Source organism: Pseudoalteromonas luteoviolacea NCIMB 1942 (genome assembly GCF_001625595.1).
Lineage (GTDB): Bacteria > Pseudomonadota > Gammaproteobacteria > Enterobacterales > Alteromonadaceae > Pseudoalteromonas > Pseudoalteromonas luteoviolacea_A.
The window spans coordinates 19419-39317 of the sequence record NZ_AUXT01000025.1 but is presented as its reverse complement, the minus strand read 5'-3'; the positions used below and the strand labels follow the sequence as shown (position 1 = coordinate 39317).

The 19899-nt window shown below is 43.9% G+C and carries 22 protein-coding genes; 11 read left to right on the top strand and 11 right to left on the bottom strand.

What is annotated here, in order from left to right:
* Window positions 1-3: 3 nt before the first annotated feature.
* Window positions 4-1074 (bottom strand): GGDEF domain-containing protein, encoded by a 1071-nt coding sequence (locus N482_RS02800; RefSeq protein ID WP_063375640.1) that lies wholly within the window; start codon window positions 1072-1074, stop codon window positions 4-6.
* Between the two features lie 97 nt (window positions 1075-1171).
* Window positions 1172-2044 (bottom strand): DMT family transporter, encoded by an 873-nt coding sequence (locus N482_RS02795; RefSeq protein ID WP_063375639.1) that lies wholly within the window; start codon window positions 2042-2044, stop codon window positions 1172-1174.
* A 284-nt stretch (window positions 2045-2328) separates the two neighbouring features.
* Between N482_RS02795 and N482_RS02790 the strand changes: the two genes are divergently transcribed.
* Complete coding sequence (locus tag N482_RS02790) at window positions 2329-2712, top strand: MAPEG family protein (protein WP_063375638.1); 384 nt, start codon at window positions 2329-2331, stop codon at window positions 2710-2712.
* On the opposite strand, the gene N482_RS02785 is transcribed toward N482_RS02790, so the two are convergent.
* Window positions 2701-3420, bottom strand: coding sequence for a pseudouridine synthase (locus tag N482_RS02785; protein ID WP_231100773.1), 720 nt, complete (start codon window positions 3418-3420; stop codon window positions 2701-2703). The genes N482_RS02790 and N482_RS02785 overlap by 12 nt on opposite strands.
* 127 nt (window positions 3421-3547) lie before the next feature.
* Between N482_RS02785 and N482_RS02780 the strand changes: the two genes are divergently transcribed.
* The 3 genes from N482_RS02780 (at window position 3548) to N482_RS02770 (ending at window position 5673) form a co-directional block, all read left to right on the top strand.
* Complete coding sequence (locus N482_RS02780) at window positions 3548-3853, top strand: DUF6482 family protein (RefSeq protein ID WP_063375637.1); 306 nt, start codon at window positions 3548-3550, stop codon at window positions 3851-3853.
* A gap of 149 nt (window positions 3854-4002) precedes the next feature.
* Window positions 4003-4842: a glycosyltransferase gene (locus N482_RS02775; protein ID WP_063375636.1), complete on the top strand. Its 840-nt coding sequence runs from the start codon at window positions 4003-4005 to the stop codon at window positions 4840-4842.
* Between the two features lie 117 nt (window positions 4843-4959).
* Entirely contained in the window at window positions 4960-5673 is a 714-nt protein-coding gene (locus N482_RS02770; RefSeq protein ID WP_155730451.1) for a hypothetical protein, read from the top strand.
* Between the two features lie 39 nt (window positions 5674-5712).
* Here N482_RS02770 and N482_RS02765 read toward each other — a convergent pair whose 3' ends face one another.
* From N482_RS02765 to lptM, 8 genes are all read right to left on the bottom strand, one after another.
* Window positions 5713-6867 carry a retropepsin-like aspartic protease gene (locus tag N482_RS02765; protein ID WP_063375634.1) on the bottom strand — a complete coding sequence of 385 codons (1155 nt, stop codon included), beginning with the start codon at window positions 6865-6867 and terminating at the stop codon, window positions 5713-5715.
* Between the two features lie 26 nt (window positions 6868-6893).
* Complete coding sequence (locus N482_RS02760; RefSeq protein ID WP_063375633.1) at window positions 6894-7775, bottom strand: dTDP-4-dehydrorhamnose reductase family protein; 882 nt, start codon at window positions 7773-7775, stop codon at window positions 6894-6896.
* Window positions 7776-8149: 374 nt separating this feature from the next.
* Window positions 8150-8851, bottom strand: a complete 702-nt coding sequence (locus N482_RS02755; RefSeq protein WP_063375632.1) for an HAD-IA family hydrolase — start codon at window positions 8849-8851, stop codon at window positions 8150-8152.
* 84 nt (window positions 8852-8935) lie between these two features.
* On the bottom strand, window positions 8936-9862 hold the full coding sequence (locus tag N482_RS02750) for a tyrosine recombinase XerC (RefSeq protein ID WP_063375631.1): 927 nt from the start codon (window positions 9860-9862) through the stop codon (window positions 8936-8938).
* Entirely contained in the window at window positions 9859-10485 is a 627-nt protein-coding gene (locus N482_RS02745) for a DUF484 family protein (RefSeq protein ID WP_063375630.1), read from the bottom strand. Before N482_RS02745 ends, N482_RS02750 begins: the two co-directional genes overlap by 4 nt.
* Window positions 10482-11312, bottom strand: coding sequence for a diaminopimelate epimerase (gene dapF / locus N482_RS02740; RefSeq protein WP_063375629.1), 831 nt, complete (start codon window positions 11310-11312; stop codon window positions 10482-10484). Before dapF ends, N482_RS02745 begins: the two co-directional genes overlap by 4 nt.
* 46 nt (window positions 11313-11358) lie before the next feature.
* Window positions 11359-12615, bottom strand: a complete 1257-nt coding sequence (gene lysA / locus N482_RS02735) for a diaminopimelate decarboxylase (RefSeq protein WP_063375628.1) — start codon at window positions 12613-12615, stop codon at window positions 11359-11361.
* Between the two features lie 3 nt (window positions 12616-12618).
* Window positions 12619-12795, bottom strand: a complete 177-nt coding sequence (gene lptM, locus N482_RS23980; protein ID WP_081227678.1) for an LPS translocon maturation chaperone LptM — start codon at window positions 12793-12795, stop codon at window positions 12619-12621.
* Between the two features lie 132 nt (window positions 12796-12927).
* On the opposite strand from lptM, the gene cyaY reads away from it, so the two are divergent.
* The 7 genes from cyaY to add all read left to right on the top strand — a co-directional run bounded on the left by cyaY (window position 12928) and on the right by add (window position 19892).
* Window positions 12928-13248, top strand: a complete 321-nt coding sequence (gene cyaY, locus N482_RS02730; RefSeq protein ID WP_063372123.1) for an iron donor protein CyaY — start codon at window positions 12928-12930, stop codon at window positions 13246-13248.
* Entirely contained in the window at window positions 13248-13901 is a 654-nt protein-coding gene (locus tag N482_RS02725; protein ID WP_063375627.1) for an alpha/beta hydrolase, read from the top strand. The genes cyaY and N482_RS02725 overlap by 1 nt, the downstream gene beginning before the upstream one ends.
* An 18-nt stretch (window positions 13902-13919) precedes the next feature.
* Window positions 13920-14783 (top strand): DUF2914 domain-containing protein, encoded by an 864-nt coding sequence (locus N482_RS02720; protein ID WP_063375626.1) that lies wholly within the window; start codon window positions 13920-13922, stop codon window positions 14781-14783.
* A gap of 19 nt (window positions 14784-14802) precedes the next feature.
* Window positions 14803-15741 (top strand): hydroxymethylbilane synthase, encoded by a 939-nt coding sequence (hemC, locus tag N482_RS02715; RefSeq protein ID WP_063375625.1) that lies wholly within the window; start codon window positions 14803-14805, stop codon window positions 15739-15741.
* 1 nt (window position 15742) lies between these two features.
* The gene (locus N482_RS02710; RefSeq protein WP_063375624.1) at window positions 15743-17569 is read left to right on the top strand and encodes a uroporphyrinogen-III C-methyltransferase; all 1827 of its coding nucleotides are present in this window, start codon (window positions 15743-15745) and stop codon (window positions 17567-17569) included.
* Complete coding sequence (locus N482_RS02705; protein ID WP_063375623.1) at window positions 17566-18690, top strand: heme biosynthesis HemY N-terminal domain-containing protein; 1125 nt, start codon at window positions 17566-17568, stop codon at window positions 18688-18690. Before N482_RS02710 ends, N482_RS02705 begins: the two co-directional genes overlap by 4 nt.
* A 206-nt stretch (window positions 18691-18896) precedes the next feature.
* A complete protein-coding gene (add, locus tag N482_RS02700) occupies window positions 18897-19892 on the top strand; it encodes an adenosine deaminase (protein WP_063375622.1) in 996 nt (331 codons plus the stop codon).
* Window positions 19893-19899: the final 7 nt, after the last annotated feature.

The following is a 19899-nucleotide window of genomic DNA, read 5'->3' as shown; positions in this document are numbered from 1 at the left end:
AAACTAGCCCAAGTTGGTTGTTTGGCTAGGGGCAGTGGCTGTTGTACAGTTACGACCTTTAGCCTTACTGGCGTACAGTGCATCATCGGCAAGTTGTACTGCCACGCTAAATGGGATTGCTGGATGCCACTGGGCAATACCAAAACTCATCGTGACTTTGAGTGTTTCCCCGTAAAAATCATGCATCGCGATATCTCGGCGAATATTTTCAGCGCGAGCTTGTGCTTGCTCAAGATCACAATTTATCAGTACAAGTAAGAACTCCTCCCCACCCCAGCGTACTGCAATATCTGAATGGAGGGCGTATCTAGACAGCCTTAATGCAACATCTATCAATACTTCATCGCCCGCATCATGACCAAACTTATCATTTACCGCTTTGAAGTGATCAATGTCAGCCATGATCACACACATTTGGCGAGAGGTTGCTAAACAATCTTCTTGCGCATTGTTGATCAATTCTTTGGCGTAACGACGATTAAATAGGCTTGTAAGGGGATCTTTTGCTGCAAGAGTCGCTAATTGGTAGCGATGTGAGAAAGTGATTTCGCGAATATGGCCAATCGTATAGATGGAAGGTAAGCCGCAGATGAGAACATTTATAAAATGAATATAAGGTGCCAATTCACTGAATATAAAAGTGTTGGGGACGTTATCGAATAGCTCGAATAACATGGCAAAAGCAACCACTAAGCCCAGTGCGAGTACTGAAGCCAATTTTAGCTTAAGTCTGATATCAAGCAGGATCAAACTAGCAATGGTCCAAAGGTAATATTGAAACCCGTATGCCATACCGAGTGTGGCACATACCAAGATGGAATGTAGCGTGACTTCTAAACAAAACAGGTGCAATGAGATATGGCTTTTTTGTTGTTGTAGATAATAAATGCCCAGCAACCATAGCGCGACGCTACCAATATTGATAAATGCCAAAAAGTACACATCACAATACCAAAAAAAGAAAATCAAAAAAGTGTGAAGCGCACAACAATAGCAGGCTAGCTGTTTAAACAGTCTGTTTTTGACCTGCTCAACCGCATCGGGTTTACTGAAATAATGTTGACTCGTTGGCACACAAATCCTAACTATTTTGGATGGAGTTATACTCCAGTATAGGTGAAGGATCCCACAGTGAAAAATAACGCTTTTAGTTTGCTTTGGTGATTATCTGTTAGCTCGCCATGACTAAAATGGCGGCGATGGCGATTAAAATAAGTCCAAACGTATCGCGCATCTTGGGCGGAGATTTTAGCCAGATAGTTGCAATGAGAATAGTGATGAATACTTCAATTTGTCCGAGTGTTTTAACGTACGCTACGTGTTGTAAGCTCATTGCACTAAACCAGCCAATAGAGCCAATACAGCTTGCTAAGCTGACCAGTAAAATCAGTGGTAAGTGTTGTCGAATTACACGCCAAGAAGTTGGCTCTTTGACTGTAACGTATAGGCATAATATAAATGTTTGGCAGCTCAATACCCAGAAGAGCACCCAACCAGCACTGTGGGGGAAAGGCAAGGCACTCGCCAAACTGGCTTCTCTGACCCACAGTGATGTAAGCGCAAAGCATGTGCCACAAGCTAGGCCTAAAGCCGCTGTTTTACAGTTGAAGTTTTGCAGGCTAAACCCACTCAGAATGAGTACTGCAACACCACCAATAAGTACTCCTAACCAGCCCAGTAATGTGAGCGCAGAGCCAAAAAAGACCATGCCCAATACAGCCGCAACCAACGCTTCGCTCTTTGCAAGGCCGGCACCAATAGCGAAGCTCTTTTGCTTAAATAAAATAACCATCAGCGCAGTCGCAACAATTTGCATAATGCTAGCTGCAACAATATAGCTGACCAAACTGTTGCTGGCCTCGAGCTGAGGGGCTGGTTGAAATGAGTAGAGTAAGTATACATATAACCCGGCCAGTGGGAGCGCAAAAAGAAAGCGAGCGAGCGTGACGGTAGCGACGCTGGCATGTGCACTTAGCTGACTTTGCAACGCATTGCGCCATGCCTGACTAAACGCAGCTAGGCAGGTAAAAAAGATCCATCCCATAGTTGACTCTAAACGTGAAGCTTAAAAATAAGTTACTATTTCCATTGATGGTTTTCGAATGAAAAATAGTGATATTGGGCATTTTTCTGAGCAATATGAGTGTGTGCGACAATCTGTCACAGTGCGACTTTAGGAAAATAAACCTATACTTAGTGCGATGTTACTCGTAAAGCCACTTGATGTCATTTGGTGGCTTTACTCATTTGTATACGCATATTTTTTACCCTTTCATCACATGTCAAAATGCGCTTTAATAACTGAGAATGCAATCAAAAGGACCTTTCATGGATGTGATAATTAGCTGCGCCTTGGTCAGTATATTGTTACCTTACTTTGCGAAAATCCCAGTCATTATTGAGATGCACAAGGCCGGTGGTTACAACAATAAGCAGCCTAGGGTGCAGCAACATCAGCTAACGGGACTAGGTGCGCGTGCGGTTGCTGCACACTACAATTGTTTTGAATCACTCGCTGTTTTTGCTGTGGCCCTTGCTGTTGTACTGGGGACCAATCACACTTCCAATGGTGTTCAGTGGTTAGCGATGGCTCATATTGGCGCGCGGATACTTTATTGTGTTTTTTACTGGTGCGACTGGGATTTACTGCGCTCAATAACTTGGTCGATAGGGCTCATCAGCCCCATCACAATGGTGGCGTTAAGCTTGTAAATCCTCTAGTTTCAGGGCATCCAAAGAGATTTGGCAAACATCACCTTCGGCGAGGGTATCGGGGTCAAGTACGAGATTGGCAATACGGATACGATTGAGATCAACGACACGTCTACCACAAAACTTCGTCATTTTTCTAATTTGGCGATTCAGTCCTTGTTTTAAAATGATAGAAAAGGTTTTGGGGGCGATTTGGCTTACGATACAAGGTAACGTGAGTTGGCCATCCACAGGAACGCCTTGTGCCATTTGTTGGCAAAACTGTGGATCTATATCTCTATCTACCGTGACAATATATTCTTTTTCTTGGTGATGATCAGGGTGGATCAGTGAATTGCATAGCTCGCCGTCATTGGTAAGCAAAAGTAAGCCCCTGCTGTCTTTGTCAAGCCGACCAACCGGATACACTCTTGGCCCACTGGGTAAGTAGTGGATTAAACTGCAAGGGTCATTTTCATTGAGCTTGCAATCGACCCCTACCGGTTTGTGGTAAAGATAAAGTAGTTTTTCGGCTAACCCCGCAACGAGTTCACCACAGACGGTGACTTTGTCTTGGTCGTTAACATGATCTATATGATTGGCAGGCCTATCATTTACTTGCACGTGCCCTTGGTCAATAAGCCTTGATGCCTGACGCCTAGAGCATACACCACAATGGCTTAAATACTTTGCTAGGCGCATAGGAGGAGTATGGTGTGATTTAGGCATAAACTACTAACTTCAGCAAAATAAACGATGAGTATATCAAATGTCTGCGCGTGATTAATGGGTTTCTATTGATGGGATTAAACCGCATCTGGAGCGTTGTCGTATATCATTACTTTGGAACAAGATTATGAAGATAACACTGGCAGCGCTGTGTGATATGCAGCCGGTCACTAAATTTGTCGCGAACTCTTTAGATGTTGCCTTGTACAACCTAATCGCTTGTGTAGGGGATGCTGAGTATCTTGTCGTGGATAGCAAAGGTGAAGCCATTCGCGCCAGAAACCCCTTGGCATTACAAAAATTGGTACAGCATATCGACTATCATCAAATGACACTTCGCCATCAAAGTGCCTATGATGAAATGATTGGCCAGCCAGCGCGTAAAGGCAGTAACCAACTTGAAGTGCCGTTTGGTGATAATAAACTCTACTAGAATGCGCTCGAATCGCTAGGATCAACTATGTTTAATTTTTTCCATTTTTAGTTGAACTAATCATGGTGGTAGCCGTCAATAGAGGGGTCACTACGGCTAAAATGGGCACAACTTTAATAGATATTAAAGAGCGAATATAGGGGAGTAGATTGAACAAAGTAATTGTTACACTCGCGATAGGCGACAACCCCATGTATCAAGCGGCTATTCATAGTTTTCGTCATTATGCTAAGAAAGTAGGGGCTGATTTAGTTGTTGCAGATGCATTAACTTTTAAAGTTGATATTCAATCTCCCAAATTTGGCGCAAATCCCGCTTGGGCTGAAAAGTTGCGTATCGGTCAGTTACTAGCAGAGTATGATCGTGTTTTATATTTAGACGCTGATATTTTAGTGCACCCCGATACCGAGGATATTTTTCAAAAATATAACGATTTAGATACCGTGTATATGCTCAATGAAGGAGAGATTTGCCCCCGTCACCATGAGAAATTGTTAATAGAAAATGTGTTGGGTGAGATTGATTGGCCAACTTTTAACAATAAACCTGTCTACTATAATGTGGGTGTGATATTAGCATCAAAAGGATGTCGTTTATTCGAATTTGCAACGCTTTCAAGACTACAGCTGGTCTGTAATGAGGTTCGATTTTACGAGCAAACACTGTTTAACTATGAACTGTTTGGTAACCAACTTAAACACCGAGCGCTTAGCGAAGACTTTAACCGAATGGATATGTTTGGAAAGCAAGGTTATCGTCGAGCAGGCTTTATTCACTATGCTGGCAAAGGTTATGCAAAGAATAATCGCCGGCGTGATGTACAATTTTTAAAAGATTTTGCTCATTTGTATCAAGGTTTAATAGACGAGCATGAAATTATGCGGCTCAAGCACCTTGCTTGGCAGCAGTTTTTAAATAAAGTGTATCAAAAGTACCCCCTACCCAATGCGCTTATCTGTTTCTTGAGTACGCTCTTTGTGCCGAGATAATTGAGCTTATAAAACAAATTTACAAAGCTTTTTGACTTAAATTCACACTTTATTAAAACAATCATAGATATTAAAGTTACACTTAAACTAACTTAGGTTAAATTGGTGTTACTTGTTGTGGAGATCAATAAATTACAGCTGGATTTAAATCAGTGTACTGATCTCGTGCGAGTAGGTGAGCAACATGAGCGTGGTCACCTGATCCCCGCACGTGCTATCGCAAAAACGAAAACACTGCTGTCTTTAGGGGCAGATGAAAACTGGGCTTTTGATAAAGCTTTTCAGCAGTTAAACCCCGATTGCAAAGTCGTGGGTGTGGACTACCAGTTGAGCTTGTCTTCTATTGTGAGTAGTGCGTTGAGCTGTGGGGTTAAGTCCCTACAAAGTGTTTTGTTTGGTCGATTAAAACAAAGTAAGCATCACATAAAAGCGCTACTTAACCGCGTTTTACTGTATGCCTTTTACAGTAGTGGCAACCGACTATTGCGTCGTCGAGTGAGTGATCATACTAATGAAGTGGATATTAGTTTAGAAACACTTATTGCTGTATACGGTACTATTGAAGACAATGCGACTATGCTGAATATCAGTATGTCGTGTGATGAATATCATATGGTTGACGACATTATTAAGTTAGAGAGTATGTTGAGTGTTGTAACAATTGAATTGTCGCCAATACCAGACTGCATGTCTAAGGTCACTCAATTTATCGAGCGTATGTCTGAGCATTTTGAAGTTGTGCACATCTCTGGCGGTGGGATAGGTGAAGTGAGCCAAACGCCGCTTGAATTGACTTTTATGAATAAAAGACTCTCAACCTCAAGCAAGTAGCTCGACACCTTACATATTTCAGCCAAGAATTGACCAAACCTATTGTCGAGGCTTGAGAATTAGCTGGGCATTTTGCTGGTCAATTTCAAACTTAAAATGGCGCAAAAAATTCATCCCCAGTAACCCTGGTCCTTGAGTGGAAGAGGTCATAACACCGAATTCGAAAGGTGTTTGCTGTTTAGACCCAATTTGGATCCCAGCACTTTGATAAAAAGGTATTTCGACCACCCCATTTGCTGTACTTACCCGTCGCGAAGTTAAAAAACTGACACCGTAGCCCAGCAGGTCAAATTGCGCCGAAGTGAGGGCTGTCGTACTAGCACCTGTGTCTATCATTAAGTCTATCTGTTGTCCGGCTATTTTGGCCTGCAATATATAATGCTCGCCATGTCGCACAAGCGGGATTGTTTCAACTTGCTGATGTTTGCTGTTGAGCTCTGCGAGTAGCGGTGCAATCAATTGATGTTGTTGCTGCTGTTTACTCAATTGGGTCAGTAATAACTCTGCTTCTAAATTATTGTCTAGTGCTAAGTAGGCCTTGGCAATATGCGCAATTAAAACGAGGTTTTCAGGCTGCTCACTAAGCCAAAGTTGACCTTTTTCAATTAACTCATGCCAATTATTTTGCTCTAGTAATTCACTTAACTCGATACTGATTAGTTCAGTGATGACCTTTTTTAGATACTCATGCTCTGGGTACTGTTGAAAAAGTCGTATAAAACGGTAAATTGCCTCAACTCGCTCCCCTTGTGCCACAAAAATCTCTGCCTCAAATTGTAATGCGAGAAAGTCATTAGGCACGATGGCAAGATAGTTTTGCACAAATAAAAGATACTCAGCGAGTGCCGTAGACGTTGCGCTGTTTAGAGTGTTTTTTAGCTTATTGATCCAGTTATGAATGGTGCTGATTGATTGTGTATGCGAGGTTGATGTTCGCCACTGGGCAAGGGCTTCCATTAGGTCGCCATCCGCGAAGCTCTGCTCAGCAGGGTTACTTTGAGCTTGGGCAAGAAGTGATTGAGTTGGTGGTTGCTCAATTGTTTCTGTCGTGTAACTGGCAACAGTATTCGTAACCAATAACGTTTCCACATCATCACTAAACACTTTTTGCAAGAATGAGTTAGGTCGTTGCCAATCTAAGTAGATATTCAATGACAGGGAGCATAGTAGGATTAGATTGATTATTGATCGCATCGTTACGGGCTCCCTAATTATATGTTTTACTGTTCGAGGTGAGGCGCTAATACTTGCTTGATAGCGTTAGCAAAGTCACGGGTGAATTGAATGTCGAGTGCTGCTAACCGAGAGTCTTTTAAGGCACAATTATAGGGCCTCGTTGCGTTTTGTGTTGGTTCTGGGACAGAAACAAGATCCGCAGGATCCTTGCCAACAACATTTGCAATATGTTTGGCCATGCCATATTTGGTCATGGATTGGTTGTCGGAGACATGGAAAATCCCGCCAATGTTTGACTCCGGCTGCTGTATTAGTGCTTGTAACGTTAAAGCGATGTCCTCAACATGGGTTGGGAACCGAATTGCCCAATCATCATGTTTACTATTTGGTTGTTCAAGTATCTGTTGAGCAATGACCGTGACGGCAGATTCTGCGAGATATTCTACCTCACCGTACAACACGGGCACGCGGATAATGGTATGTAGTGCGCTATTGCTCAGAATAGTTTGCTCTGCTTGGGCTTTACTTTGACCATAAAAATTGACTGGTGAATGACATGCATTTTCAAGGTAAGGTGCCGATGTACCATCAAAAACATAGTCAGTACTGACGAATATAAAGTGAATTTTACGCGCTTTACATTGGTTAGCGAGAAACTCAGCTGCTTTCACATTCAATGCAATAGTGGCCTGATGATCGTTTTCACAGATATCTGGTTTTCTCTCGGCGGCGGCATGGATTAACACATCGGGTTGGTGCTTGTCTAAAAAGTCGACAATGGCCGTTTCTTGGTTCAAATCGAGTTGCTCAATAGGCGGTTTTGCTCTGCTAAAACCTGTGCCAATTACCGTATTTGAATGTGCGAGCACTTGCATGAGCGTGCGCCCCAGTAAACCTGTAGCACCAGTAACAACTATCTTTTTCATAATCAGAGCTTAACCTCATCATCTTTTTTTTTCATCTTAACCTTGGAAGGCCGCTTATAAAAAGTAATATCGATAATTTCCTTATTGGATTGAGCACCCCTTCGTTATTTAGATTGTAGGGTGTACAGGTAAAAGGAACAAATAATATTTACGAAACAATAAATGTATGCGGTATATGCACGATTAGCTGTTCAGCTTTAAATTAACAGCAAAAAACAATGATGGTGTTTAATATTGTGAGGCGTAAATCATTGCTTGCTCTAAATTATGCGTATTCATTTTCAGGCGTGCGAATGATCGGAGAGAGGGGCTGTATATTTTAAGCGGGCATAGCCCGCGAGTATTTTGGTGTAATTCGTCGCTGCTAACCTAGACTATTTTAAAAAGGCGAGTTGGTGAATATCTTGGATCTCAATGTCCGCTAACCCTTTGTATTTATAGGTAGCTTGCTGATTGTTGAGCCATACGCTTTGGCACCCAGCTAAATTAGCACCTTGTACATCGGTGTCCAAGCTATCCCCTATATGCAATATCTCTGATGGATTGACCTTGAGGTCATGACATGCACGTTCAAACAAGGCTGCGTCAGGCTTTGCTTTTCCATCAAGGCCTGCAAGGTACACGTGCTCAAATACGCCTGCAAGATTAAACTTTTCAACTTCCACATTACCATTGGTAATCGCAATAAGCGTATATTTTTTTTCTAGCTCCCGTAGTAATGATAAGACTGATTGGTCTACAGTTATGTTGCTGCGTGCAGTGGCGAATGCTTGATAGGCATTGGATGAATATCTTGCTACTTCTTCTTTTGTTAACGCTAGTTGTGACATGCCATATTCAAGCGCTACTTTTCTCCAGTTTGTGACATCGTCTTGTAAATGCGGCTGAGTTTCACCAATATGCCGTCTGCACTTAAGCCAGTAGTCATCCTGTTGATTGGCCCACTCAGGAATTGACTGTAAGTAGCTTTGCATTGCTTGTATGGCATTTAGAATAATAGGGTGGTTATTGTAAAGTGTGTCATCTAAATCAAAGCTTAAAACCTTGATAGGAGAAATGGCTCTATTAAATCGCATAGTACTCTTTGTGCTCGGTGCTGTGTAATTCTATTGTACGCGAAAACAGTGATTACGGAGCAAAATGAAGCTGCCTATTGTGCACTATTTCTTTTGTCTGGCACGTGGGTGGGCTTGGTCATATACTTTTGCCAAGTGCTGAAAGTCTACGTGAGTATATACTTGCGTAGCAGATAAACTGCTGTGGCCAAGCATTTCCTGAATGGCCCGAAGATCGCCACTGGATTCTAACAAATGGCTAGCAAATGAGTGTCGCAACTTGTGTGGATGGACATTTGCTGAGATACCTTGCTTTATGCCCCATTCTTTCATGCGTGCCCTAACGTGTCGTACAGAGATGCGCGTTTTTCGTTTGCTCACAAACAAAGCCAGTTCTTCATCGTGGGCAAAAAGTGGTCGAAACTTAAGCCAAGTATCAATGGCTTCGAGGGCTTTTTTCCCAACGGGGATAACTCGTTCTTTACTGCCTTTACCGAGCACGCGTATTTCACCTTCGCGAATGTCGTGCAAGTTTGTGTTTACCAGCTCACTTACGCGCAAACCGCTGGAATACATGAGCTCCATCATGGCTTTATCTCGCACCGCAAGTGCATCATCTGCATCAATTTCGAGTAATTGCAGCATCTGGTCGACATCGAGGTTTTTAGGTAAAGGCTTTTGAAATTTTGGCCCTTTTTGACCTGCCGCGGGATTGTGAAGCTGAGGGTTCTCGGTATGCTTGGTTTTTAAAAATTTATACAGGCTTCGAATGCAGCTGAGCTTGAGATTGATGCTTCTGGGGTTGTATTGCTTGCTGCGCAAGTGCATGGAAAAACGACGTACTTGCTCACTACTGACAGAAAACCAATCATGGCAATGTTCTGCGAAAAAGTATGCGGCTAATTGTAGCTGGGTTTGGTATTGGCGCACCGTGTGTGGGGAATATTGTCTCTCATAGTGCAAGTAAGCCATGAACTCTGTAATGGGTTGCTGCCATTGTTTTGCCAGTGTGTTGGCAGCACCTTCATTCATGCGAGTTCTTTTAAACGCAGTTGTAAGGACGACACCAACTCATTGACAAATAAGTTGCCATTATCAGGTGAGAAGTGATCTGCGCAGTCGCTTGCAAAAGCGAGTATTGCAGTTGGGTTGTCACTTGGACCGAGTAGGTAAAGCGCAACAGAGCGACAATCAAAGCCACTGAATAACAGCTTTTGTTCTTGCCTATCTAGACGACCAAGATAGCGAGGTAGTTTACTTAAACGTCTATTTACTAGCCCTTCTAATGTTGTATCGTACGGTATTAGTTGGCATACGTTTATCTTTGGCGACTGTGTCAGAGTATCCGCCAAAATGTCAGCAAGTTCTTGAAAGCTCTGGCAGTACCAAAGCGCACGCTGGCAATCATTAAAGAGTTTAAATATCAGCTCATTTTCTCTGGCTGAGTCCATCATGCGCTCTATTTGTGCTTGTAACTTAGCATTTTCTTCACGCAGTAGGCGCTGTTGCATCAGTGCAAGGTTTGGTGCGCCATATTGCTGGATATGTAAATTAAGATCGAGTAGTAAGTATGGATGCTCAATTAAGAAGCTTGGATTCTTTTGCAAAAAAGCCATGACTTCTGTATCTGTGATCAAAGGGTCTTTCTTACTCATATAGCGACTTGTCCATCAAAAACATGTTCAGCAGGGCCTGTCATTTTTACTGGTTTATTAACCCCGCTCCAGCGGACCTGTAAAGTCCCACCAGGCAGATCAACACGCACGGTATCGGCCAACTTCCCTTGTTTAATACCAACAGCGACTGCACCGCATGCACCACTGCCACAGGCTAAGGTCTCATTTACCCCTCGTTCCCAAACTCTGAGTTTGATATGCTCGCGATCGATAATTTGCATAAAGCCAACATTCGCGCGTTTAGGAAAGCGTTCATGGGTTTCTAACAATGGCCCCAAAGTATCAACATCTGCATGCTCAATGTCTTCAACTTCGATAACACAATGCGGGTTGCCCATCGAAACTGCGCCACAAAAAACAGTATGCTCACCGGCTCTCAAAATATAGGTCAATTCGCTTTGTTGCGCTTTAAATGGGATTTCTTGAGGGGCAAATTGTGGTATGCCCATGTTCACCGTGACTTGCCCGTCTTTTTCAGTATAAAGCGTAATGTCTCCACCTTTGGTTGAAACACTGACTTTGTGTTTATTGGTGAGGCCTTTCATACGCACGAAACGCGCGAAACAGCGCGCGCCATTTCCACATTGCTCCACTTCGGTGCCATCACTATTAAAAATACGGTAGTGAAAATCCAAATCAGGAGAATAAGGGGGCTCAACCAGTAGTAACTGATCGAAACCAATGCCAAAGTGCCTATCAGCGAGCTTTCGGATCTGGTCACGAGATAAAAAGACGTTTTGTGTGACATTATCTATCACTACAAAGTCGTTTCCTAAGCCGTGCATCTTTGAAAAATTTACAAACATATTACCTTACTATTGAGTCACTGAGTGCGATAAAAATACGCAATTATTATTCTGAAAGTAACGCTTCACCGTGCCATAGAGATTCTAGGGACTCTCGTGCTCTTACTAAGTGCGCGGTGTCACCATCTACCATTATTTCTGCAACTCTCGGTCTTGAATTATAGTTTGAACTCATGGTAAAGCCATATGCGCCAGCACTGCGTTGTGCGAGTAAATCACCCGGTTGAATCGCGAGTACTCTGTCTTTACCGATAAAGTCACCAGTTTCACAAACCGGCCCTACAACATCATAGGTATGTTGAGGTGTGTCATCCATTCTTGGGTTAACGGCGATGATTTCTTGCCATGCTTGATATAAAGAGGGACGCAGCATATCATTCATGCCGGCATCTACAATTGCAAAATGTTTCTCTTTGGTCGGCTTCAAATACTCGACTTTGGTGACCAACAGACCTGCATTGGCAGCAATGGCGCGGCCTGGTTCGAAAATTAATTCTAACTCCGAATAGGCGTCAAGGCGCTCAATGACTTGAGCTGCATAGGCGCTGGGGTGTGGTGGTTTTTCACTATCATAAGGAACCCCTAAACCACCGCCAATATCGAGATGTTGTAATTCGATACCTGCACTTTTCAGCATATCTACCAAGGCCAATACTTTATCTAAAGCAGCCAAGAATGGTTCAACTTCTGTTAGTTGTGAACCAATATGAAAATCAACCCCTACGACTTTAATGCCTGGTAGAGTACAGGCGAGTTGGTAGACGTCAAATGCTTGTTTGATGTCGATACCAAATTTGTTCTCTTTCAACCCTGTAGAAATATAAGGGTGTGTTTTGGCATCAATATCTGGGTTAACTCGAATCGACACGGGTGCCAAAGTCTGCATTTGAGAGGCGATGTCAGAGATACGCTCCAGCTCCGCTTTAGACTCTACATTGAAACATTTAATTTGCTTCTCTAGCGCAAAGGTGATTTCTTCAGCGGTTTTCGCGACACCAGAAAAAACTACCTTACTTGGATCTCCACCTGCTTTTAATATCCTAGCGAGTTCACCTTGTGAAACAATATCAAAGCCAGCCCCTAACTTAGCCAATACATTCAATACGGCTAAATTGCTATTAGCCTTGACTGCGTAGCATACTAGGTGAGGATGTGTTGCAGCAGCATCAGTAAATGCGCGATAGTGACGTTCCAACGTTTTGCGTGAATAAACATAGCAAGGTGTACCATATTCGTTGGCAATGTCTTTTACAGCAACTTGCTCGGCAAAAAGTTCGTTATTTTGATACTGGAAAAAGTCCATTTATCACTCCTTTTCGTCAGTTTTTGCTTTATCTTGTGCTTCGGGTTGTGGCTGAGAAGTACGGTTTTTATCTGCATCTTCAGGTAAATACAGTGGACCACGTTGCCCACAAGCTGATAACGTTAAGGTGCTAGTCAATACTAGAGCCAGTAAGCTAAATTGAGTGTATGTCGCTTTCATTAGATTAATGATGTCAGTGCCTTTATAATCGCAGAGTAACAGAATTCGCGAAAAAAGCAGCTTTTGCGGTCGAAATTTATTCCCTAATTGGGGAAGGTTGGGCTGTACATTACCGGAATTAAGGAGTTAGCCATGACAGATCATGAATATCATCAATTAGCCGAGGCACTGATGCTGACGATCGAAGAGCAAATTGACGATTGTGATGCAGATTTAGATTATGAATCTGCCTCTGGTATTCTCGAAATTATCTTTGCTGATAAATCTAAGATTATTATCAACAAACAAGCACCTTTGCATCAAGTTTGGGTAGCAACAAAATTTAATGGGCATCACTTTGAACTGCGTGATGATAAATGGATAGATAACCGCTCGGGAGCTGAGTTTTGGCAATTCATGTCAGATGCGGCGACTCGTCAGGCGGGTCAAAAAGTAGAGTGGCAACACGACTGATGTTAGAATTTGTAGAATACGCTGCACAGCAGCAACACAAGGCAACGGTGATTTGGTTACATGGATTAGGTGACTCGGGCAATGGTTTTTTGCCTATCGCACCTGAACTTGCTTTGCCGGACGAATTGGGTGTTCGATTTGTCTTTCCTCATGCTCCTGTGCAACCAGTTACCATAAATGGTGGTATGGAAATGCGCGCTTGGTATGACATTAAAAGCATGGATCTTGAAAATCGTGCCGATGAAGCGGGTGTAAGAGAGTCCGCAGCTTTGGTATCAAGTCTGATCGAAAAAGAAATTGCAGTAGGTATTCCCGCAGATAAAATTATTCTTGCAGGCTTTTCTCAAGGTGGCGTAATTAGCTTGCACTTAGCGCCTCGTTTACCTTTCCAAGTAGCAGGTGTCATGGCGTTATCGACATATATGTGTGCGCCACAAAAGTTGGCTGACGAAGCGCAGCAAAGTGCACTCAACATATTTATGGCACATGGTAGGCATGATCCAGTTGTACCTATGCAGGCGGGAAAAACAGCTTATGAAGCACTTGTGAATCAAGGGTATGATGTAAGTTGGCAAGATTATCCTATGGAGCACCAAGTATGTTTGGAAGAGCTCAAGGCGATTAGAGCGTGGTTAATCTCGCGCTTGTCATAGTGAAATTAGGACAGACGAATGACTCAACGTATAGTGATCAAAACCAAAGTGACTGATGCTCAATCGCAGCCAAAACAGGCCAATTCTGTGAGCTATCAATATCACTGGCGGCGGATCTTTACTGTATTGGCCATGATGAGTTTTGGGGTTATGGCGTTGTCTTATGGCGTTTTTAAATCGGTATATGCAGATGACCTAACATCATTACCGAGTGAGCCGGCAATAATAGCACCACAAGTTGTTGACGCGACAGACACACAAGTATCCGAGTTATCAGCGTCTGCTATCCAAATTTCAGAGACTGTGATTGAAGAGCCCCAAGTGCCAGCGCTCATTTCGCAGAACAGTGAATCTACAGGGCTCGAGCAGTCAGCTACGCTTGTTGCCAATGTGGCAAGCGGTGATGAAGACATACTGGAGATTGCATCAGAAAATACTGAACAAACGCAAACCTCACCGCCTCAGTTACAAGAAGAGGCTTCTGTTACGCGATTTGCAGACGACGCGCAAATTGCGAGTGTAGCGCTAAACGCCAAAGTGGATACCAGTCATATCAGCCGTGCAGTGCTAACTTCTGGTATTGAAAATCGTGAACCTGTCAATGTGTTAAAACACCTTGTAGAGCAAAATCGGTTTGAGGAAAAGCTCTATTTCTTTACCGAGATCAAAGGGCTTCAGGGTGAAGTGGTGCAACATTTATGGTTTCACCAAGAGCAACTAATGGCAGAGATCACTCTGGCTATTAGTGCACCGAGGTTTCGTACTTACTCGAGTAAAAATATAATGCCAAGCCAAACGGGCCAGTGGCGAGTTGAAGTTATCACACAAAATGGTCAGTTGTTGGCACAGAAATCATTTCGAATTTTAGCAAAGGCTCCATAGAGAGCCGACAAGGCAAAACATGACAGAAACAAACAATATTGTTCGCATCGCTACGCGCAAAAGTGCGCTGGCGCTTTGGCAGGCTGAATATGTAAAAGCGCAACTAGAGCATTATCATTCAGGCCTTGTTGTAGAATTAGTGCCCATGTCTACCAAAGGCGACAAGATTTTAGATACACCTCTGGCAAAAATCGGTGGCAAGGGGCTGTTTGTCAAAGAGCTTGAGCAGGCCATGCTAGCAGGCCGAGTAGACATCGCCGTGCACTCAATGAAAGATGTGCCAGTGGACTTTCCTGAAGGCCTTACATTACACACAATATGTGAGCGAGAAGATCCGCGTGATGCGTTTGTTTCTAATCAATATCAACATATTGATGAGTTGCCAGAGGGAGCCGTCGTTGGCACTTCAAGCTTACGCAGGCAGTGTCAAATCCGAGAGATGAGGCCCGATTTACAAATTAAAGATTTACGCGGCAATGTAAATACTCGACTGGCCAAGCTAGATGCCGGCGAATTTGATGCCATTATATTGGCGGCGGCAGGCCTAATTCGATTAGAAATGGCCGAACGTATCGCCAGCTATGTGTCTGTTGAGCAATCTTTACCAGCAAATGGTCAAGGTGCGGTAGGTATCGAGTGTCGCAGTGATGATGCGCGGGTGCAAAGTTTACTTGCTCCACTAGAGCATGCTCCAACACGTGCAAGAGTATTAGCTGAGCGCGCAATGAATCGTCGCCTTGAAGGTGGTTGTCAGGTTCCAATTGGTGCGTACGCTGAGCTACAAGGCGACCAGATCTACCTTAGAGGGTTAGTCGGCGCAGTGGATGGCAGCACTATTTTACGCGCTGAAAAAACGGGTGCGTTACAGCAAGCTGAGGCATTGGGCGTTGAATTGGCTGAATCTCTGCTAGCGCAAGGTGCAGATAAGATTTTAGCCGAGGTGTACAGAGACGCTTAATGTGAAATTTGCCATAACTCGGCCGCAAGGAAAAGGGGAAGCACTTGCCACTGAGCTGGAAAAAAAGGGCGTTTTAGCACTGTGTACACCTGCGTTGAAGCTCAATAGTGTTGAAGTTTCACAGGCCCAACTCATAGAGGTCTGTGAAGCCGAAATACTCATTTTTATCTCACAAGATGCAGTGCTTAATTTCGCGGTGCAGCTAGAAAAGTTCGCAATGACACTTCCTGCGAGTAACCATGTGCTCGCAGTCGGGCAACAAACCGCAGAAGCTATCCAACATCACTTTGCTCGCAGTGCCACTGTGCCCACAAAACAAGACTCAGAAGGTCTGGTTGCTTTACCAGAGTTACAACATGTCGAACAGGCTAGAGTCGCATTGATTAAAGGGCGGGGTGGTAGGGCTCACATTGCGAAAACGCTTAAATCGCGGCAAGCGATACTAAACAGTTGTTGCGTGTATGAACGGCTTCCGGCTAAGGCAGCGGCCGATGACTGGTTAGACCACTGGATGGAAGCGCAAATTGACGGTATAGTGGTCACCAGTAATGCAGCCGTTGATGCGATATTTAATTGTCATCAGTCGGCGCTTTTTCGTTGGCTAAAGACACGACATTTTGTCGTGGTGAGCGAGCGCACCGCGCAATATTTAAAAATACAGTTTAAAATAACCGATAAACAGATCACCTTGAGTGATGGTGCTGATAACCAGTCCCTCTTAATGGCCATCTGTAAATTAACTTCCCAACAGGGCAGCGCAATGACGGAAAAAAACCAAGAAGCAACAACGTCTGTATCAAATCAGAATATGGAAGTAGCACCAGACAATGTATCACACGGTCCTCAAGCGAAGCTTAGTAAGACCGCAGTTGTTGCGCTGTTGGTCGCGCTTAGTGGCATAGGTGCCACAGCTGGGCTGTTTCTTTATGATAAACAACAAGAAGCACTGCAACTTGCTGCGTTGTCAAACCTTCAGCAGCAAAACCAGCAGTTGCAGGTTGACCTCAATAATGCGCTGGCCGCTCTTAATCAACTTCAATCACAGTGGCCACAGCAAAAACAAGCCATTGCTAACCAGTTAGCCGAACAACAATCACAAGTCACAGCAAGTTTGCAACAAGTGCTCTTAAAAGCGCGTCAACAAGTGGGTGGGGCGTTAAGCTCTGAGCTACGTTCACTCGCCCGTTATGCCGAATTTAAAGCCGTGAGTGAGCGAGACTATTTAGGCTCAGTTATGGTCCTTAAACGCCTGCAGCAAGCGTTGTCACAAGAAAGCGGCACGGATGCATTATTGCTTGCCATTAGTTCTGATATTGCCAAGCTGCAAGCGCAGCCACAGCCAAATACCGAGGCTGTATATATGGAGCTAGCTGGATTATTGTCACAAATTGATAGCCTGCCATTGAAAACAATTGAAAAGCCAAAAGAGGCTGTACAGCATAACGCAGAGCTCAGTACTGACGTGAATGACTGGCGAGCTAACTTGTCTCGCAGTTGGCAAAGAATTCGCTCGGACTTTCTGACGATTAGGCAACACGATAAGCCGGTCATTGATCCTCTGTTAGATGCGCAAGAGCAACAGCTCATTCGCAGTCAATTGCGCAGTTATCTACAGCAAGCGCAAAGTGCCTTTTTGGATGGGCAGAGTAGTGTTTATTATGCTGCATTAGAAGGTGCTGAGGATACACTCAGTCGTTATTTTAAACTTAATAGCGCCGCGAGTGATAGCTTGGTGGAGTCGCTAAAACAACTGAAGCGCAGTGAGCTCGGGACACATCACGATGTGCAATTGGCAACACCAACGGCATTGAAGGAGTGGTTGCAATGATCCGATTAATTGGTGTGCTCTTACTGTTTTTTGCAGTGCTTGCGAGCTCTCATTTACTCATAGATGAAAAGGGCTATGTACTGGTTTCATTTAATCAATATACCGTTGAAAGCACATTGGTCTCTTTATTGTTCATGTTAATGGCCGGTATGTTTGTACTTTGGCTAATTGCGAGGGTTTCCAAAGTGTTTTGGCGAGCTTTTGGGGGGCTATCAAAGCGTCGTTTCAAGAAGCGTCAGCAACGAGAAGAGGATGCCTTTGAGCAAAGTGTTTGGGCGCTTATTAATAGCCAACCTGATAGTCTTGGTTACACGCTGCAATTATCTGAGTTTCCAAGTAAATGGCGTGATCAGCAATTGGCCATTCAAGCTAAGGCGGCGTTGCATGCGGGTAAGAAAGTCGTTGCGCGTGAATATTTGCAACAGCTATCTGAAGCTGCTCAAAGTAAGGTAAGCGAACTTTGGTTGGCTGCAGAGCAAGACAGTCAAGCACTTAGTACCTTAGCGCCCCACGCGCAAATGAAAAAAGCAACGCCGACGGAGCTAAACGCGTATATCAGAGCATTACTACAGGCAAAAGATTGGGATACATTGCAATCGACGATTGAACAACGACATAAGCAATTGCATTGGTCTGATGTGCAGTGGTCGCAGTTTTTCGTATCTTACTTTGAAGCTATTTTACGCCATAGTGGCAAAGATATTCACGCATTGCACAGCGCGTTGCCGAGGGCATTGCGGGCGCAGAGCCAAGAAGCTTATATACGCACTTGTGTGCGCTTTGGTCAGCTTGAAATGGTCAGGAAGGGGCTCCTTAAAATGCTCAACAAGTCTCAGTTTTTGGCGCTTGCAGAGACATTACAGTTTGCTGGCGGAGGTGATATTGAGGTGCGTAAAGCCATTCAAGTACAGCTAAAGAAACATCCTGAGCATACCGAGCTATTGTTTTGTTTGGCGTGTATGGCCAATGGTGAGGGCGATCATGGCCTCGCTGCCCAAATATTCGACTCACTCTCAAACTCACCCTGGCAATCGCTTTGGCAGCATCAAGCTGAGATTGCATTTGCAAAAACTGGTCAGTTTGAAAAAGCATATTTGCTGCTCAGCAGTGCTGGGCAATAAAACAACGAGACCAGTGTGCTCCCGCACTGGTCTACTACTTCCCCCTCTTTTTCACTTTGATTTATCGAATCCTTTGCCTGACAATTTAAGTGCTTGTATTTTGATCAATAGTGGTCTGTTTAGTTGAACTTTGCGGATAATTGTCCTTGTATCTAAACTTAAGCTGCGTATGATCTGAAAAATTTTATCTGCAAACCGAGTGCCTTATGATCAATACCAAACTACCTTTACTTGATTTACACCGTCACTTAGACGGTAACGTGCGTGCTGAGACGATTTTAGAACTCGGTCAGAAATTTAACATGCCACTACCAGCTAATGACGTGGAAGGTCTGATCCCTCATGTTCAGGTGATTGACAATGCGCCGAACTTAATGGCGTTTCTAGCAAAGTTAGACTGGGGTGTTAAGGTGCTAGGTGACTATGATGCTTGTCATCGCATTGCAGTAGAAAATGTTGAGGATGCTATCGCACAAAAAATGGATTATACCGAGCTGCGTTTTAGCCCTTATTACATGGCGAAAACACATAACCTGCATCCGCAAGGTGTGGTTGAGGCCGTTGTAGACGGTGTTAAACGTGCAGCGCAAGGGCGTGATATTAAAGTGAACTTGATTGGTATCATGTCTCGCACTTTCGGTGTTGAAAAATGTCAGCATGAACTGGATGCATTATTGGCATTCAAAGAGAGTTTGGTAGCTGTTGATCTGGCGGGTGATGAGTTGGGCTTTCCTGGTGAGTTATTTATTGAGCACTTTAGGCAGGTTAGAGATGCATACTTAAGTGCTACTATCCATGCTGGAGAGGCTGAAGGTGCGAGCAGTATCTGGCAAGCGATTAAAGAGCTTGGCGCCACCCGTATCGGCCATGGTGTTAAAGCCATTGAAGATCCAGCGCTGATGGACTACCTAAGAGATAACGGCATCGGTATTGAATCTTGCTTAACCAGTAACTTGCAAACGAGTACAGTATCAAGTATCGAAACCCACCCACTAAAACAGTTCTTGGATCACGGTATCTTAGCAACCATCAATACGGACGATCCCGCAGTGCAGGGCATTGAGTTAGATAACGAGTTTACCAAAGCAGCGCCACTTGCTGGTTTAAGTGAGGCTAACATTCAAAAAGCGCAAAAAAATGCAGTTGAAATTGCGTTCTTAAATGATGCTGACAAGCAGGCTTTACTACAAAAATATATGTGATTTTTGG